The 14,594-nt window shown below is 56.2% G+C and carries 11 protein-coding genes; all 11 read right to left on the bottom strand.

What is annotated here, in order from left to right; translation table 11 throughout:
* Positions 1–32: 32 nt before the first annotated feature.
* The 11 genes from F6V25_RS12335 to F6V25_RS12285 all read right to left on the bottom strand — a co-directional run bounded on the left by F6V25_RS12335 (position 33) and on the right by F6V25_RS12285 (position 14,524).
* Positions 33–1,166: a TlpA disulfide reductase family protein gene (locus tag F6V25_RS12335; RefSeq protein WP_151128854.1), complete on the bottom strand. Its 1,134-nt coding sequence runs from the start codon at positions 1,164–1,166 to the stop codon at positions 33–35.
* A gap of 44 nt (positions 1,167–1,210) precedes the next feature.
* Positions 1,211–2,584: a TlpA disulfide reductase family protein gene (locus F6V25_RS12330; protein ID WP_151128853.1), complete on the bottom strand. Its 1,374-nt coding sequence runs from the start codon at positions 2,582–2,584 to the stop codon at positions 1,211–1,213.
* Positions 2,585–2,648: 64 nt separating this feature from the next.
* Positions 2,649–3,125, bottom strand: coding sequence for a tetratricopeptide repeat protein (locus F6V25_RS12325; protein ID WP_191966178.1), 477 nt, complete (start codon positions 3,123–3,125; stop codon positions 2,649–2,651).
* Between the two features lie 83 nt (positions 3,126–3,208).
* Positions 3,209–4,408 carry a cytochrome c3 family protein gene (locus tag F6V25_RS12320; protein ID WP_191966177.1) on the bottom strand — a complete coding sequence of 400 codons (1,200 nt, stop codon included), beginning with the start codon at positions 4,406–4,408 and terminating at the stop codon, positions 3,209–3,211.
* A gap of 310 nt (positions 4,409–4,718) precedes the next feature.
* Positions 4,719–5,339 (bottom strand): hypothetical protein, encoded by a 621-nt coding sequence (locus tag F6V25_RS12315; RefSeq protein WP_420849981.1) that lies wholly within the window; start codon positions 5,337–5,339, stop codon positions 4,719–4,721.
* 15 nt (positions 5,340–5,354) lie between these two features.
* Positions 5,355–6,641, bottom strand: a complete 1,287-nt coding sequence (locus F6V25_RS12310; protein WP_151128901.1) for a prepilin-type N-terminal cleavage/methylation domain-containing protein — start codon at positions 6,639–6,641, stop codon at positions 5,355–5,357.
* Between the two features lie 11 nt (positions 6,642–6,652).
* Positions 6,653–7,036: a type IV pilus modification PilV family protein gene (locus tag F6V25_RS12305; protein WP_191966176.1), complete on the bottom strand. Its 384-nt coding sequence runs from the start codon at positions 7,034–7,036 to the stop codon at positions 6,653–6,655.
* A complete protein-coding gene (locus F6V25_RS12300) occupies positions 7,026–7,532 on the bottom strand; it encodes a pilus assembly FimT family protein (protein ID WP_151128848.1) in 507 nt (168 codons plus the stop codon). Before F6V25_RS12300 ends, F6V25_RS12305 begins: the two co-directional genes overlap by 11 nt.
* Before the next feature lie 72 nt (positions 7,533–7,604).
* Complete coding sequence (locus tag F6V25_RS12295) at positions 7,605–12,902, bottom strand: pilus assembly protein (RefSeq protein ID WP_151128847.1); 5,298 nt, start codon at positions 12,900–12,902, stop codon at positions 7,605–7,607.
* A 39-nt stretch (positions 12,903–12,941) separates the two neighbouring features.
* Entirely contained in the window at positions 12,942–13,697 is a 756-nt protein-coding gene (locus F6V25_RS12290; protein WP_191966175.1) for a DsbC family protein, read from the bottom strand.
* Between the two features lie 41 nt (positions 13,698–13,738).
* Entirely contained in the window at positions 13,739–14,524 is a 786-nt protein-coding gene (locus F6V25_RS12285; protein ID WP_151128845.1) for a DsbC family protein, read from the bottom strand.
* Between the last annotated feature and the right edge of the window lie 70 nt (positions 14,525–14,594).

The raw sequence follows: 14,594 nt of genomic DNA, 5'->3' as shown, positions 1-14,594 counted from the left end.
CGGCTCGTCACAAACCATCACCTCACCAGTTTCTAGTGAATCTGGAGTATGGTTTCCAGGGCCTTGCGGTAGGCCGCAGCAGCTTCCCGCGGTTTTTTCTGCCCTTCAAACATCCGTCCCTTGTACACGTACAGATTGTAGTCCAACGGGTTGATCTTCTCCGCCTCGTCGAACATCCGCAGCGCCTGCTCCGGCTTATCCTGCTTGCCATAGGCAAAACCCGCATAGTAATAACACGGCGTGTAGGATTCGTCCGCCTTCAAGGCGCTCTCCAGCAAGCTCTGCCCTTCCGCCAGCCGACCGTCCTCGAACAACAACAGAGCCGATTCGCACAGGGCAATGACATGGGTCGGTTCCTTGCCCAGGGCTTCCCGGAACTGCGCCTCGGCCAAAGCTTTGTCCCCGCGTTGCAGATAAAATTTGCCCAGGCTGATGTGGGGCAGGACAAACGTGGGGTCGGCCTCGATGGCCTTCTTGAACCACATCTCGGAACTCTCGGCCATGCGCCCCGATTTCAGGGTATTCCGCCCCATGTTGTAGAAACGAAGCGCGCTCTTGGCCGGCTGATGCCCCTTCTTCGCTACGATGGCCGGCTTCGCCCCCTCCAGGGATGCGGTCACGAAATCCGCCATCTCCTCCGCACCCACCAGGGGATAGCCGGAAAGCTCATACCGGATGACCCGTTCCTTGTCCACGATGACCGTCGTGGGCAGGGCAATGATGCCCAGATCATGGAAATAGTCCAGACCGTTGTCCACGAGAACCGGATAGGTCAGCTTGAGCCGCTCCACGGTCGAACGAATCCTTGCCAGGTCGGCATCGGAGATCTTCTGCCCGTCGGCGTTGATGGCCACGACCGCCAGCCCCTGGTCACGATATTTCAGATAGAGCTTCTGCATCCGGGCCAGGGCCTGTTCCGATTTTTTGTCCCAAGTGGACCAGACCAGGAGGATCGTCAGCTTCTCCCCTTTCAGGTTGGCGAACGACCTTTTTTCGCCGGACACCTGGTGCAGGGAGAAATCCGGGGCCTCCATGCCGGACTGGAGCTGCTGGAGCGTCGCAGCAGCCGGGGTGAACAGGAACATGCCGTACACGGTGAACAGTGTGGCCAGAAGCGCGGTTTTCTTTAAAAAAAGATCACGGGTTGCAACTTTTTTTCGGGACATTATTCCTTCCGCTCTGCATCTCACGCCTGAGGTGGGATCGAGTGTTATTTTCTCCCCTGCCGATACTTTGCTATGCCTTCTTGGTACTCTGCCAGGGCCTTGTGGGGATCACCCGATGCTTCGTAGACGCGCCCCAATTCATAGTGGGTCCTGACCGGATTCGGATTGCGGACCAGGGCCGCCTTCAACGCCAGTTCGGCCTCCTTGAGATTTCCAGCGCGGGCCAGGAGGAGCCCCTCCCCCGTCTTGCTGCCGGGGTTCAGTTGTGTGCGCCTCAGGATATCGTCGGTCTGGAGAATGGTTTCCAGGGCCTTGCGGTAGGCCGCAGCAGCTTCCTGCGGTTTTTTCTGCCCCTCAAACATCCGTCCTTTGTACACGTACAGATTGTAGTCCAACGGGTTGATCTTCTCCGCCTCGTCGAACATCCGCAGCGCCTGCTCCGGCTTATCCTGCTTGCCATAGGCAAAACCCGCATAGTAATAACACGGCGTGTAGGATTCGTTCGCCTTCAAGGCGCTCTCCAGCAAGCTCTGCCCTTCCGCCAGCCGACCGTCCTCGAACAACAACAGAGCCGATTCGCACAGGGCAATGACATGGGTCGGTTCCTTGCCTAGGGCCTCACGGAACTGCGCCTCGGCCAAAGCTTTGTCCCCGCGTTGCAGATAGAATTTGCCCAGGCTGATGTGGGGCAGGACAAACGTGGGGTCGGCCTCGATGGCCTTCTTGAACCACATCTCGGAACTCTCGGCCATGCGCCCCGATTTCAGGGTATTCCGCCCCATGTTGTAGAAACGAAGCGCGCTCTTGGCCGGCTGATGCCCCTTCTTCGCTATGATGGCCGGCTTCGCCCCCTCTAGGGATGCGGTCACGAAATCCGCCATCTCCTCCGCACCCACCAGGGGATAGCCGGAAAGCTCATACCGGATGACCCGCTCTTTGTCAACGATGACCGTCGTGGGCAGGGCAATGATGCCCAGATCATGGAAATAGTCCAGACCGTTGTCCACGAGAACCGGATAGGTCAGCTTGAGCCGCTCCACGGTCGAGCGGGCCTGTGCCATTGCGGCATCGGCACACTCCTGCACATCCGCTTTGATGGCCACGACCGCCAACCCCTGGTCACGATATTTCAGATAGAGCTTCTGCATCCGGGCCAGGGCGTGTTCCGATTTTTTGTCCCCGGTGGACCAGACCAGGAGGATCGTCAGCTTCTCCCCTTTCAGGTTGGCAAACGCCCCTTTGCCGCCGGATACCTGGTGCAGGGAAAAATCCGGGGCCTCCATGCCGGACTGAAGATGCTGGAGCGTCGCATCGGCGGGAGTGGCGGGCAGGACCGCACAGGCCGCGAACAAAACGCCCGGCAGCGCGGTTTTTTTCAAAAAAAGTCTGAAAATGGATGGGGGAATAATCCTGATCATCGTTCCTTCTGATAGGTATCGGCCGTCAAGCAGCCAGGGTGGAAAGAGGCGGCGGGAGGGGTCGTTATTTTCTCCCCTGCCGGAACTTCGTTATGCCCTCTTTGTACTCTGCCAGCGCCTTGTCGAGGTCGCCCGATGCCTCGTACACGCGCCCCAACTCATAGTGGGTCCTGACCGGGTTCGGATTGCGGAGCAGGGCCGTTTTCAATACCTGCTCGGCCTCCCTGAGATTCCCGGCGCGGGCCAGGAGGATCCCCTCGCCCGTCATGGCGGCATGGGAGTGCCGATTGCGTTTCAGCGCCTCGTCAAACGCCGCCTTTGCCTCTGCCGGGGCGTCGGCATCCAGCAGCAGGTATCCCAGGCGCACATAAAGGACAGCGTCATCCGGCGCCCGAACGATCTGCTCCCGTAGACTGAGGATCTCATTGTCCCGAGAGTGCGGGGCGGCTGGGGCGGCAGCGGGCGGCGGCTCATTTTCCATGGCCCCCTTGGGCGCGGTTCCGTCTGCCGCCCAGGAAGAAACAGCCACGAGTGTGACCATACCCGCAACACCCCACAACAGCCTGCCACCAGGCAGGCGGGATGGGGTCACTGCCGCCAAACGCTCTGCGCCGCCATCTGCCATTATTGATTCTTCACCGCATGTTTCCGGTCATAGGTGAACTGCTTGTGGCACCCCGGGAGACACCGTCCCCCATCGGCGGTTTTCTCGAAACCGACCGGCAGTTTCCAGGCGTTGAAGGGAACCGTATCCCGCACGTGGCGGGGGTTGTTGGTAGCGTGGGCATCGTGGCATGCCCGGCAGGTGCGCCCCTTTACCGCCTTGTTTACATGGACGAAATGCAGGTTTTGATCGCCGTTCCTGAAGGCGGTCAATTTTGTGGTTCGTTCGTCTTCAGCCAGGGATTTTTCATGGCACATGTAGCACAGCTTGTAGTTTTCCGGGTTATAGCCGGCATAAAAAACCGGGGGGAAGTTTTCGCGCAGGATTCTGAAATTCTTGGAACCGTGGGTATTGTGACACCCAGAGCAATCCTTCTGCTTTATGGGGCCGTGAAAATCGGTATTGGCATCCAGCATGGCCTTCATATTGGCCACCCGCGTCGCACCGGTCCCATACTCCCTGTTATGGCAGCTCATGCAGAGGTCCGCCGGTTGCATGGTCAACTGTTTGACGTAATCGGATACGTGGGGGTCATGGCAGGCAAGGCATTTCTTTTCCGTGGCAAGTCCCTTGTGCTTCACGGTCGCCGAGTTGATATCCGTCTGTTTTTCCTTATGGCAGCCAAGGCAGAGTTCCTCCGAGCCATCGGCCTTGAAGTTGTACCGGTACTCGCCGTTATGGGCGTCATGACAGAGGGTGCAGGACTTCTGAACCGGAGCATGGGTAAACTTCTTGTTTTTGAACGCCTCGGCCTTATCGGCGTGACATTCGAAGCAGACGGCGTTGACGGTTGTCCGCAGCAATTTGGGAAAATCGCCCTGGTGCACGGCGTGGCAGGTGGTACAACTCCCCACGGCAACCGGCCCATGGACGAACTTGCCCTTCATGATGGAGCGGTCGTGGCACTTGAAGCAGAGTTCCGCGCCGGCGGCACGAAGCTGGTACTTATTGGGGGACTGGTGAGAGTCGTGGCAGGTGAAGCATTTACCCTGCTTGACCGGGGCATGGACGTACTTGTGGGTATCGAGACGCTCGTGGCACTCGGCGCACAGCTTGCCCGTGTTCTCTATGGTTTCGAACGTGTGTTTCCCTGTCTGCTTGTGGCAGAAGGTGCATTCGCCCGTTGCCACGGGACCATGAACGTACTTTTCGGTACCCATTTTGCCGTGACAATCGGTGGTAACACAGGATGCTTTGGGGGGAGCGGATTGGCTGGACAATGCACAGGCATCGTTCGCGGGGCCAGTGGACAAGAGGAGCAACAGACCAGCAACAAACATCACAGCCACAGCACATGGAGTCTTCCTGCGCACAGTACAATCCCTCCTTAATCAAGTGAATCATAACATTGCAACTGTGCTTTAAAACCATGTATGTGGTTAATTGTCAAGCGATTTATCCAGAAGGCCTTCTTGCATCATATCGGCTGCGCATACAAGGGGCATTGGATCGCGTCGGGGCGCAGCAGGATCAGTAGGCGTACAGAACCTCGATATTAGCCTGCGCCGTGGGATTATTCTGTCGTTCCCCCTGGAGCTCCATGCGGTAAATATACGGAAACGACTGTGGCGTGAGGACCGTGCTGGATTCCGCAACTCCGGAGCCCTCCAGTTGCAGACCGCTCGTATCGGAGTTGCCCTTCACCGTATCCACGATCTTGGAATACACGACAAACGGACTGCCGCTAACGGCAGACATGGCAAAACTCATATCGGGGCTCTGCTTGGGATTAGGTGTATTGCTGCACCCAGCGGGCCAATTGGCAGTCGACTTGGTTAACTTGCTCTGAAGGCATGACTGGGCAGAAAGCACCTTAGTCACGGTAACACCATTGCTAAAGGCTGTCTGAAGGTCCGCCGTCATGGTGGCGCTCGAGTAGTTCCGCATAATAAACGGCAGAATATCCTTGGCGTATATCTCTGCCCCGCCATAGGTGGCCTCGAGAGCGGTCTTGTAATGTTTGTTCATCCCTGACACCTGGACGCTCTGGGTCATCATGTAGAGCAGAGCCATAACAATCGTGAGCGATATCAGAGTCAGCATCAAGGATGTGATCAAGGCGAAACCATTTTTATTCTTTATCCTGTTCAAGGCCATCACCTCAGGTTACTCATTGGAAAAGAGATTTTTGGGACGCACCACGAGACGGTACAGCTTCCATCGATAATTCAGCAGCCCCTTTGCAGCCAGATCGTAGGAACTGGTCAAACTTATTTCAGCCGCATTACTGTCACCGACTACAATCGGCGACGGGCTGGTATAGTTCAGATCGCGCCTGCCGTTCTGAGCCAGCACATAGATCTTCACCAATTTCAGGTTGTTCCTGATATTCGGTACAGTGGCGGCGGAGGCGTTGTTTGCCAATGAAAGCGCAGTAACGACCGTGCCGCCAGTTGGTGCAGTACAGACGCCTGTCATGACAGTACCATCGGCATTCGAATAACAATCGATTGCGCCATCACCGTCCATATCCCACCCGAGAACCACTTGCATATCGACAACACAATCCAGGAGAGGAAAATACGTCAGCTTGCCATCAGAGTGGTTGACCATCGCCTTGTAGAGGATGCCGACATAGGGGCTGGGATTGCCACTGGCGTCCTTGGCGCAGACACCGGGAATCCTGCTCGCATCGGGTGAACCGGCACTACTCGTCGGCTGAGCGACAAAGTAGTCGGCCCGGTTGAAGGGCATGCGGGGAGTGGAGCTGTCAATTCCGTACGCCGTATAGATAGCGTTACTCGATGACGAAAACTGAGCAAAGGCCGTATTGCTGAAGGCATAGGAGAAGTTGGTCGGGGAGCCTGAAGTGTTCGCCATGAGCGTCGTACTCTGGCCAGTGGCGCTCACCTGCCGCTTGAGTAATACGACATTATCGTTGTTTCCCAGGTTCTCAGCCGCTGATGCCCAGGAATGGGGTGTAACGTTGGGTGGTGAGATTTCTAGGTAGGTCCATTTCTGGGCGGTTTTGGAGGTGCTGACTGTGGAGGCCTTGATAACCAGATAGTCGGTATTGGCAAGAATTTTGTAATTGCCGCTACTGTCCGGGTCCAACGAGGCAGATGCCACATTATTGCCGGCTATGATCGGCCGCGGCGGCTCGGTGCCGGTATTGAAGTCGTTATAGGTGCTTGCGGGGGCATTCAAGGCTTCGCCGGTATACGTGATCGACGAGGTTTCGGTAAAGAGCCCCAAACCGGCCTGCTGCAGATCATGTCTCAACATTTCGAGCCCTATGACCCCCTCTATATTACTCTCCTCGCTCCGAAACACTTTGGTACTCTGTTCGAGGATCGTCTTGAATGCGCTTCCCGTTATCATCAGCACAATCACGAAAACCGCCGTGGCAATCAAAACTTCAATCAGAGTAAAACCTTTGTTATTCACTCGCATAGTATTTCCATTCACTGATTTGTCTTTGTGATTACCGCCGCCGCGCCATGGTTGTACGAAACCCCTCTATGGTGCCAAGAGACCGCAATGCTGACCTGTTTGGAGTTCTGGAGAATTGTTCCGGACCGGGTAACCGAAAAATTCTTGAACGCATTCAAAACCGGGCGCTTACTGATAACGTAGGATTTGGTAGATGTTGAAACGAGATCATAGCCTTTGGCCATTTCCCTGGCCATCTCTTCATCCGCGACGACAACTCCCTCGGTCCGCAACTGGTTCTGGAGATTGTGATTCAGGGATACGTTTACAGCCTGCAAAAGTCCCAGAAGCCCCACCATGAGGATAACGATGGCCACAAGGAACTCGATAAGGGTAAACCCGTTGTCATCTAACATTACAGTTGTCCGGTTGCCCATTATTGTCACTGTCCACTCCCTGCCCCATATTGGTTTTAGCCATGCCGACAGCGATACAATCGAACATGGCGCCGCTATTTACCGGGTTGATAAAGAAACTAAGCGCATTGCTCGAGATGCCCCTGATATCGAATTCAAAAAAAGTGCCCGCTATGGAGCTGCCATTGCTCAGGCTCAGTTGATAGGCAGTATTTTTGGTAAAAAGGACGTGCCCCCCCGTCAAGCTATCCTCGTTGTCGCTGCTGTAATTTTTCATCACATAGCTGGTGGGTTGGAATGTAATCCTGTGTCGTCTCTTCTGATAGATGGAATGGAGCCTGGCATCATTCAGGTCGGCAAATATCTGCCGTGTCTGGCTCTCGATCCGAGCCTTGCGTTGCATGGTAGTGAAACTGAGCGTAGCAATAGAAAGTATTATCCCAATGATGGCCATGGTCACGATAAGTTCAATCAATGTAAATCCTGCTTTGGTCATCCCCTATCTCCCCGGCCGGGTCCCGAGAGAGTGCAAAAAGAAATTTGCACCCTCACCCGACATACGACAGCATTACTTTTCTCTAACATGCAGGAACTTCTTTACCGGCGGCGGGTTCGTGACCAGTGAGAGCCCCTGGGCAACAGGGGGAACACCGGAAATCGGGGTAGCCAGACGCCGCAAATTGTACCGTTGGTTCGAGTTGCCGAAAGCCGACTGCAACGATATCTGCGAGAAGGCACCGGTGGAAACCTGTATCAGGGCTTTTCCCTGCATGGCCGCGGAGGGCGGCACTCCTCCGCTATCGTAGCGCACCGCCCATATCAGGGTGTCGCCACCGAATTTGCACACATCGCCGCTCGGTTTCAAGGTGGTGAAAAATACCGCTCCGGCGGCACTGGCAATAGGGTCGGTAATCACCCGTTCGGCATTGATGGAGTTGGTGCTGTCGGCCGCGTCCAGGTTGATGTACCACCCTGGAGCGGTCTTACTGATGGTCGCGTTCGGCGCAGATGAGCTTGTGCCGGATTGATTCACCAGCCCTGATTGTGACGAATCGGTGCAGGTGGGATCGATATCATTGTCCGTTCCACCAGTGATGTTGTTGAGCCCGGTTCTGGCGTACCGGTTCGCGGTACTGTAGCAGGGCTCCTTGATGCCGTACAGGGTCCGTTGCCCCGTACCGTCGTCGCCTTTGAAAAAATAACGTCCGGTTCCAAAGTACAGCCAGAGGTTTTTGTTGCTGCGATCCTGAAGCTTGGTCACCGAAGTGGTAACAGGGCCGATACCGCTGATAAGGGGCGAGGCGACCCAGGTGCTTGGATCGGTGTTTTCCTTGGTCACCAATCGTATCACGCCGCCATTAGTCCAGGTGCCGTCGCTGGCCTGTTGCACATACCCGATATAGACGGCGTCATCACTGTACCAACCGGTGGACGCCGAATTCCACCGATCGGTGTCGATGACGCTGGTGGACAGGGAACCGGCAAACGCGTTAGCCGGAAGAGTCGTATTATCGGCGAATTTGTCGATCGTCCGCACCAGGGCACCGGTAGCTAGATCAACCACAAAGATACGCAGTTGCTGATCAGACTGCCCCGTAAAGTTATGCTTTACCGTATCGATGTATCCAGTGGGGCCCGAGGCGAACACGGCAAACCAGCGGCCGTTTTTTGTATGGTCAGGTGCAGCCGTGTCCGTCACGCCGTCCGTCGCCTTGACCTTTCCCGCAATGCGGACAAATGCCGGGCCGGTCGTGGAAAAGCCCATTTGACCGACAGCGGAGGTTGTGCCGGGAAACTCCCACAGGTACGTGGGGGTGGCAGGGTTGGTCACATCGAGTGCAAAGTAGGAGGAATACCCAACCCCGGTAGCGGCGGTTGTCCCCTTGATTGGCGTTTTGACGCTGTCTGTCGGAGCGTTGTAGGCCGGGTCTCCGTTCCATTTGGCCGCGCCGCCATAGCCCATCCCCCCAATCAGCACGGTCTTCCAGGTAGAACCGTCCGTGCTCTTGACACAATCCCAATAGTTCGCGGACGAGGAGCATGCTGACGGTTTGATGACGCTCGCATCAATGAGTGATGGCGATTTATCCACATAATAAATATGGCAATAAGCCGGATCCTTCAGGTAGGGCAGAAAGGGCAATGCCTGTTTCGGGATAAAACTCCACTCTTCCCGGCCCAGATTGCTGCTGCTGGTAGCCGGACTGCCGGAATAATAAAACTGCGCCTTGTCGAATCTGCCGCTCAACTCCTTGAGAATCCCCAGGCGGAAGGCATGCAGCATCCCGTCGTTGCTGCCGGCGAACACCATCCCCCGATTCTGGTAGGTTGACGATTTGAGAAAGGCGGTATAGGTCTGGTCGTTATAGCCGTTGGGAACGGCGAGGTTGTAGGAGTTCTGGCTCACCGTGGAAACCACCCTGGGGGTGGATGTTACGATATCGCCGAGTTTCCAGACACGATAGCAGCTATCGGTGGAGGTGGGTTCCAGATTGGTGCTGCTGACGCCGCAATTATCGATGCTGATCTTGCGGTTGCGGTAGAGGGTGCCGTCGCTATCCGCGCTCTGGTCGCTGCCGTTGATGTAGTTGATCACCTTGCCGGTTTTCGTGACGTCGGACATGCCGAGCAACGACAGGATGGTGCTCTTATTCTGCAATGCCGGATTGTAGGCAGAGGTCAGAGTGGTGAACTTGGTCAAGCTATTGCTATTGAAGATGTCCAGAGATGAATCATCCGTGTGCGTATAAAGCAGCCGCGGGTCGCTGGTGGGGTTCCTGGTCCACAAGGTTTTCCCGGCCTTCCATAAACTGCTGATCGTATCGGGGTCCACCACGACATCCGGCGTCGCCGAATCAGGCGTGCCGTCGCCATTCGCGTCGCTGTACAGCTGCACCAGGGTCTTGTTCTGGGATGAATCGAAATAGAATTGGGCGATCCTGTCGTCCCTCAGGTTCAATTTATAATCTTTATTGGTATCTTCCCTGATGGAAGTCGTCTGGAGGAACGGATCCAGGTAATACCACATATTATAAAGCTCGCCGATCCAGTAACCCGACGTCCCGTTGTCGAAGTCCTTGCGCGGAAAGAAGACCGCCTGGATCAGGCTGGCGCCGCTCCCCTGGCTGTTGTTGAGGATCGACGCCGCCGTGCCCGAGGCGACCCGCGCCAGGATGGAATCAAGCGCCTTGCGCAGTTGCTCCTCCATCTTGCTCGGGTCGGTCACCAGGAAGTAGTTGTCCGGGGTGCCGTTCCCCACGGTATCCCATTCGTTGCAGCGGGTATTGCGCGGGTTCGAGCCGCGGGTGGCGGGGTCGCAGGTGGCGTCGGTATATGGCAGCCCGGTCCCCTCCGAGTCCTTGAACCCGCCGTACTTGGCCGCGTACCAGAGGGGTGGTTTGGGCAGTGAAACGGTTGCGGAGCTTGCATGGAAGGTCATGGACTGGGAGGTCGTGGGCAATGGGGTGGTGGTGTTGGCCCATGACGAACCCGAAGGCGGGGATGCGGTATGCTGGACAATCATGTAGGCGCCAGAGCCAGCGTAGCTGGATGTACTGGTCCCTACTCCGGCGATGGTGAAACCAAACGCGTCGGGATTACCGGCTGACGAATAGACCCGCTTGACCTGCACCCATACCTGATCGCCCGTAGGGTTTGCCGCAGCACAGTTCGAGTTGGTCGCTCCAGAGGCGCAGACCGTGTATTCGGCCAGTACGTCCAGGTCATAATCGGTCCCTCCCAAATCGTCAAAGGAGGTGTTGAACTTGACATACTTGAGGTTATTGGAAGAGTCGTACTCGGTATCGAGGACATAGTAACCGACTGTTGCCATGGGTGGGCAACTGGAGGTGGTAGAGCCGGATTTCGCGTCGATGCTCAGGTTCGGCACGAAGTTCCCTGCGGCGTCAGTCACTCGCGCAACGTTAAAGGCCGTATTGGAGGTGGTGCAGTTCCAGCCGTAACTACTGGACACCGACTTGCCGTAGGGCATAATCAGGGCCTGCGTGTTGGCTGCTGTCGTCACCTTGATCTCTGGTACGTTGGAGGTAAATGCCACCACATAGGTCAGCGCGTTCGGGGTACTGGTGTTGCTCAGTAGTGAGTTGTGGCCGTACAGGGCCACGGCGGCCGGGTAATAGGATCCCTTCAGGTCCCCCTCGGCCGGGCAGAGCCCGCGGATAGTCCCCATGCCGCTGACATTCTTGCTGTCGCAACGGCCGGATGTATCGGTCCCCGACTCCCCCACTACCATTTTGTTCAGTGTTGTGCCATTCACATTTTCGTTATTCCAGATCTGGTTGGCCAGTGTCTGGACGTTCAGGTTGGGGAGGTCCCCGCTAAAGCTGCTGTTGAAGGCCGATCCGGGTAACTGGTCGTCGTCAAAGCTGTTGTAGACGTCGGAAAAGACCAGGTTGAAACGCATGGAGCAGGCGGGATACAGGGTCGCTGGGGTGTCCCAGGTCGGCTGGGATGAATAGTTGCCGTTATCTCCGTTACTGCCATTGGAGATGCCAGCAACAAAGTCGGAGGTAGGGGTGCCCTTGCCGGCCCAGTAGCGCATCCCTTCGTACAGAATCTCGCCGATGGGGTTGCCCCACTGGGTGTTCAGCGGGTAGGACGCCTGAGCCTTGAACTGTTCGATGGACTTGATGATCAGCCCCTTGCCGCTGCTGGCGGAGGTCTGAAACTGGCCGTTGCTCTGGTTGGTCTCCTCGTTGATGCTGTAGATATCCTTTCTGATATACCCGCCCGCCTTGGGGTTCTGGTAGGAACCGGCGATCAGGCCGAAGAACATGTTGGCCGCATTGACGCACTGCCCCTTGCCAATGGAGGAGCAGTTGCTGTCGCTGGTGCAGGCGGTGTACATGTCCTTGCTACAGACCTTGGCGCTGTTGGCGGTCTCGCCGTAAATCTGCATCAGCCCCACCGAACGGTAGTTGGTGCCGTAGGCCTTGCAGTGCTTTGCCTCCCAGGTGGCGTCGGTGATAAAACCTGAGGAGGGGTCGCACACCTTGACCGTGACGTTGTACTTGGTCAAACCCGTTAGAGTGGCGGACTCGGCTTGCCCGTCGCCATTCAGGTCGATGGTGCTGTCGGAGCAGATATTGCTGTTGCCGTCCACGTTGACCCAGTTCCAGGCCCGCAGGCCGGTCACTGGTTTACTTGTGGAGGGATTTATTATATTGTCGGCTACGGGGATCACTTTCAACTGAGAGATGTTGTTGCTGCCGGCTGAGGTCCCGTTGACGCAGAACAAGGCACGGCTGTTGTTGACCCCGCCGGGGAAAAGGCTGGCGGCGTCCCCCCCTAGGTACTCCTTGCCCCAGATGTGGCCGTCCTGTGGGATATATTCGCCGCTGATCTCGTCGTAGTTGGTTCCCTGGTTGTCCGCGGTGCGGTAGCCGCCGTAGATCACCAGCTTGATGACATCGGCCCGGGACATGGCGACCCAATTGAGGAAGTTGCCGCTCCACTTGCCGGCGTTGGTGCCGGTGCAGTACTTGTCGCTCGTTTCGCCGTAGGGTTCGAAGCGGCTGGCCGAGCTATTATAGTTGTAGCATTTGTAGGAGTCGAAATAGCCGTAGTATTCGAAGTCATTTTTGTAGGTAGTTTCGAGCTGGCCGTCGCCGTCGATATCCGAGGCGTCGTTATAGGCCGGATAATAGAACTTGTGGTCCTTCCCCATGGTGAACAGCACCTGGGGGGGGACATAACCGGCCAGGAACGGTGGCTGCACACAGTAATCCGACATTTTCGGGGCATAGGTCGTCTGGCTGGAAGCCGCGTGCAGCGGAGCACCCTCCCCCCAAAATGCCAGCAGCAATGCAGCTAAAACCAACCCAGGCATGTCCAATCTACATTTCATGGTAATTCCTCCCACAGTACTCCTGCGTCTTGCCGTTTTCTACATGCGTTCCAGCAAACTTTTCAGCGTCACGGCATCCCGAATGCCGACCACCACCGAGCCATCGGGAAACACGATGGTGGGTGTGCCGGTAAGGCCATGGGCATAGGCAAAGCCCATGATGGCATCAAGCTGTACCTTGCCTTCGTCACCCACCGGTTGCGGCAGGTCTTTCCCATCGAAGGCCGCATCCAGAAGTGCCCTGCTCTTTCGTCCCAGGATGACCCGCGCCTTGTCATAGGCTCCCTGATGTATCGGCAGGGGGAAGAGCATGACACGTATCGACAGCTCGGGAGCCAGCTTCTCCAACTTCTTCAGTTCGCCATGCAGGTTGCGGCAATAGGGGCAGTCGGGATCGGTGAAGACGTAGAGACGTTTTACGCCGTCGGGGTTGCCGAGGTTCAAGGCATACTGGTCCGGGACGGAAACCGGGTTAATGGTTGCAATCTTCTTGGGCTGCAAGGCCGGGGTGCCGTGGGATGCAACGGGTTCAAACGTATCCAGGCCGAGGACTAATCCCTGTATCAGGAACTTCTTGCCATAATCGAGATACACGATCCCTTCTCGACCGTCTTTTTCCACAAGTAGTTCGAACATGCCGCGATTGGGCGCCTGCTTGACGGATTTGACCGTCCCGCCGCCTTTTTTCAGGAGTTGGGTGGCCTCCGCCGGCGAGAGGGTGTGACACGAAGTGCAATCGCCACGAACAGCGCTTTCATGAGCCAACACCATCGTGGGAAACGACAGCAGCAACATTGTACCTATCGCAATATAATTTTTTAAATTCATGCGTTAGCCTATTTTTCTTCCAGCATTTTCTTCAACGTCTCAGCATCCCTGCCCCCAACCATGATCTTGCCGTCCGGCAGGACCAGCGTGGGGGTGCCGGAAATGCCATTGGCATTGCCGAATTTGATATTTGCATCCACCTGGGCCTTACTGGCGTCTTTCGCCGGTCTGGGAACTTCTTTCCCTGCAAAGGCCTTGTCCAGCACATCCAGGCTCTTTGCCTCCAGAATCGCCCGCGCCTTGTCGTAGGCGCCAGGATGCATGGCCAGCGGGAACGGGACGATATAAATCGCCACGTCCGACGTTGTTTTGGCGAGCGTCTTCAGTTCAGCATGAAACTTGCGGCAGTAAGGGCAGTCCGGGTCGGTGAAGACGTACAGCTTCTTGACGCCCGTGGGGTTGCCCATGACAATCGAGTTTTCCAGGGGAATGGTCTTGGTATCGAGAGAGGTCACCTGTTTCTGCTGGGACTGCTCCGGCACGTGAGCCGAGACCGGTTGCAGGGTTGTCAGGTCGATGATGAGGCCCTGCATGAGGCGTTTCTTGGCGTAGTCGATATAGACGACGCCCTGCCTGCCGTCCTTTTCCATCAAGACTTCGAACATACCCTTTATGGGGGCAGGTTTGACGGACTTTACCGTTCCGCCGGCCCCCTTGAGAAGTTCCGCAGCCTCCGTAATCGAAAAAGTGTGGCATGATGTGCAGTCATTGCTATGGCCGACTTTATCCATGGCAAATAACGGGGTGGTAAAAAGAGAGATAAGTGCGGCAGCGGAAAACAGTATCTTGAACATAATACTTCCTTTCGGGGAATGTAGCGATTATCAAGCAAAATAAGTGCCTTAAATCACAAACCAGCAACAT

It is taken from the genome of Oryzomonas japonica, from assembly GCF_008802365.1.
Lineage (GTDB): Bacteria > Desulfobacterota > Desulfuromonadia > Geobacterales > Pseudopelobacteraceae > Oryzomonas > Oryzomonas japonica.
Note: the sequence above shows the minus strand (reverse complement) of the source record. Positions and strands in the feature narration are given on the sequence as shown.

Bases quoted from the DNA above. Each gene is read 5' to 3' on its own strand.
- F6V25_RS12335 (WP_151128854.1), bottom strand. From the start codon at position 1,166: ATGTCCCGAAAAAAAGTTGCAACCCGTGATCTTTTTTTAAAGAAAACC.
- F6V25_RS12330 (WP_151128853.1), bottom strand. From the start codon at position 2,584: ATGATCAGGATTATTCCCCCATCCATTTTCAGACTTTTTTTGAAAAAA.
- F6V25_RS12325 (WP_191966178.1), bottom strand. From the start codon at position 3,125: ATGGTCACACTCGTGGCTGTTTCTTCCTGGGCGGCAGACGGAACCGCG.
- F6V25_RS12320 (WP_191966177.1), bottom strand. From the start codon at position 4,408: ATGGGTACCGAAAAGTACGTTCATGGTCCCGTGGCAACGGGCGAATGC.
- F6V25_RS12310 (WP_151128901.1), bottom strand. From the start codon at position 6,641: ATGCGAGTGAATAACAAAGGTTTTACTCTGATTGAAGTTTTGATTGCC.
- F6V25_RS12305 (WP_191966176.1), bottom strand. From the start codon at position 7,036: ATGTTAGATGACAACGGGTTTACCCTTATCGAGTTCCTTGTGGCCATC.
- F6V25_RS12300 (WP_151128848.1), bottom strand. From the start codon at position 7,532: ATGACCAAAGCAGGATTTACATTGATTGAACTTATCGTGACCATGGCC.
- F6V25_RS12295 (WP_151128847.1), bottom strand. From the start codon at position 12,902: ATGAAATGTAGATTGGACATGCCTGGGTTGGTTTTAGCTGCATTGCTG.
- F6V25_RS12290 (WP_191966175.1), bottom strand. From the start codon at position 13,697: ATGTTGCTGCTGTCGTTTCCCACGATGGTGTTGGCTCATGAAAGCGCT.
- F6V25_RS12285 (WP_151128845.1), bottom strand. From the start codon at position 14,524: ATGTTCAAGATACTGTTTTCCGCTGCCGCACTTATCTCTCTTTTTACC.